A 2,944-nucleotide genomic window follows, 5' to 3' on the forward strand; every position below is an offset into this window, starting at 1 on the left:
ACAGTGGTTATTTTACGATGATTGTTCATAAAGAACACAATATTTGTAATGTGTTTCCACAATCAATAATTAGAACTTTTTTATTCAAGCATGGAGTGCTTGCATTTCCTTCTTTTCATTTTTCTTTCGATCAAAAAAATAAGTTTGGATTTCGAATCAACTTGCTTTCCGACATCTCAGATATGCTTTTTTCTCTTGACAAGTGTATTCGGGAAGACACTAAACTGTTTCATCAATAAAGACAATGGTTTTGCTTTCGTTACTATTTCATCTGAAGGTTTATTGAGTATTCTACGGACAATATTGATATCTCCTTCCAAATCTTTAAGACTCATCTTATTATCTTCTAAAAGTTGGTGCGTTTTACGGTAGATAGTATATTCAACTTTTATTTCCAACGTTCTGATGAGTATTGATTTAAGAATTGTAATAAGTACATAAATACCTATTGCATATCCAATTATTTCAATGACTAAAGAGCCCTTTCTAGTGCCAATGATGTTATAATTACTGAGTTCTGGTATCCCGTATCCATTACTGACAGAATTGAAATATTCATTCAATAAAAGTTTGAACTCTTCATAATACCTTTCTTCGATTGATATTTCGCAATAAATTTCTTTTAGAGGATCTATATTAATAAAATCCTTTTCCTCAAAAAGTAGCGACTCAATGTTTTGTTTCAGAAAATAAATATTGTTTTGATACTGCAACTGATCCTGTAAGCTGTCAAAACTTACAGATTTATTCTCGAATTGACCGATTGTATAAACAGTTTCTTCTAAGCTAATTATATTTGAATTCGCATAAAATATTAATGCTTTAATTATTCTTTGAATTTGATCAGATTTTCTAAGTTCATGATTGTCCGTAGCAACCCGATCCAAAACATTGCCCAAATAATTAACTATTGACAATTCTTTTTTTGAATAGTACCTGTAAAGCAAAGTCATATTAAAAGCTTCAAAAAGTCGTCCCGATTCTAAAAAAAATATTGATAACGTTCGTAAGTCTTCCACAACGTTTTCATTAAGCGACAGACCGTTACCCCGATACATAAATTTTATTCCTTGCAGAGTCGAATCTTTAAATAAGTAAGAACCCAAATAATCAGGATCAACAACAAAGTCTTTGAAAGAACAATTAGTAAAGCTAAAATTATATGCGCCCATTTGCGCAAGATTGATATGCTCGAACTCGCAATTGGAAAAAGTTAAATCCTCAAATGAATTCATTTCATGAAAACAGTTTTTGAAAGTACAATTGTTATAGCCGGCTTGGCGATTTGTCGTATTCGATATGTGTTCATTTTCAAAACTGCAATAGAAAAACCTGTTATTGTTTAAAGTGGAAGTGTCGAATGTATTTCCTCTAAACGTACAATTTTCGAATACGGTATTGAAGAAATCTGTCCCAAAATTACATTGTTCAAACGTTGTCTCTTTTAGATATGCGTTTACAAAGTCAGCCCGGTCAAAATTATTTTTGTAGAAATACATGTTATGCATTTTGACAGATCTGAAATCTGATCGACAGAATGAAACTACATTTGATCTGTCACGGAAATCAATATCTTTAAAAAGGTAATTTTGAAAATTTTCCTTTTCTCTGTCAGTTTCTCCACTATCGGCAAAAACTCTGAATGGGCTTGGCGTGTTCATTGATAATAAATAGTTATCCTGTATTGAAGACACAATTCTCACAACTCAGATAAAATAATCACTACAATGGGCAGTATAAAATAAAAATGCTATATTTCTGTTTTGAATAAAGGATAATATTTGATTATCCTTTATTCACAGCCGCTTATTATTCACTTAAGAATAGGTCTTTTCTCGGATGTCTGGTGCGCAATAGATGTTTTTGCTTCGTTTTATTTACATGTGTATATATTTGGGTAATGGCAATGGAACTGTGACCCAGCATCTCCTGGATATATTTTATGTCCACATCTTTTTCAAGCAGAAGCGTAGCAAAACTGTGCCTGAAGACGTGCGGGGTTATATGCCGGTTAATGCCTGCCTTTTTATAGAGATTATTAACCAGTAGCCGTATAGATTGTGTAGAAATCTCGTTACTAAATCTGTTCAATAGGAAGCTGTTGCACCCCGATTCCATTCTTTCAATGCAAAGATTCTTGTAAGTTTTTAAGAGGCTAAGCAGCTCAGGGTTACAAACATGAATGATGCGTTCTCTTTTACCTTTTCCCTTAATCATTATCTCACCGCTTCGTACATTTATTTGCTCTGTTTTCAACGTCGATATCTCTGACACCCTTGCGCCCGTTGAGAATAACAATTCGATCACCACAATGTTTCGGAGGGCTTCGAAAAAGGCGTAGCTTTGGGTATCTGAAATCACGTTTTTTCTTTGGTAGACGACTTTTAGGATTTTCTCTATTTCCTTTAACTCCATTACCTTCGGTATAATCTTCCCCTCTCTTATTTTAATACGCATCTTTCTCATCGGGTTCATGTCAATTTGGTCATCGAATTCCATATAATTGAACATTGCTTTTATTGTAGCTATTTTTCTTTTTATAGATTTCGGTTTTAATGTACTTAACGACTCTAGGTATCTACGTAATTCTGTTTTGGTGATGTCACATACGTCCATTGATAGATTTTCTGTGATAAAAAATGAGTTGAATTGTTTCAGGTCTGTTGTGTATGCTTTTAAGGTTTTTTCACTTAAATGTTTTTCAAATTTGCAATAGCATAAAAATTCCTTGGTTGCGAGTTCAATTGAAATCATGTTTATTATATTTGTAGGTGGTGTAAAGAGAGTTTCTTGTTGACGTATAACTATTTGTAATACATTTTATTTTAACTGCATTACATGATTTCCTAAATGGGTAAACTGGATGATTTTTTTAGCCTGCCCTCACTATCCTGTTAATTTCGCATTTATCCACTTAATATTAATCGTATCTTATTGTCCCACT

Annotated in this window: 2 protein-coding genes; both read right to left on the minus strand. The window is 32.7% G+C overall.

Annotated features, from left to right (window positions below; all coding sequences use genetic code 11):
• Nucleotides 1–176: 176 nt before the first annotated feature.
• Nucleotides 177–1,661: a pentapeptide repeat-containing protein gene (locus EGI32_RS10770; RefSeq protein ID WP_255155394.1), complete on the minus strand. Its 1,485-nt coding sequence runs from the start codon at nt 1,659–1,661 to the stop codon at nt 177–179.
• 148 nt (nt 1,662–1,809) lie between these two features.
• Complete coding sequence (locus EGI32_RS10775; protein ID WP_255155395.1) at nt 1,810–2,754, minus strand: tyrosine-type recombinase/integrase; 945 nt, start codon at nt 2,752–2,754, stop codon at nt 1,810–1,812.
• Between the last annotated feature and the right edge of the window lie 190 nt (nt 2,755–2,944).

It is taken from the genome of Ferruginibacter sp. HRS2-29 (assembly GCF_024343615.1).
GTDB lineage: Bacteria > Bacteroidota > Bacteroidia > Chitinophagales > Chitinophagaceae > Ferruginibacter.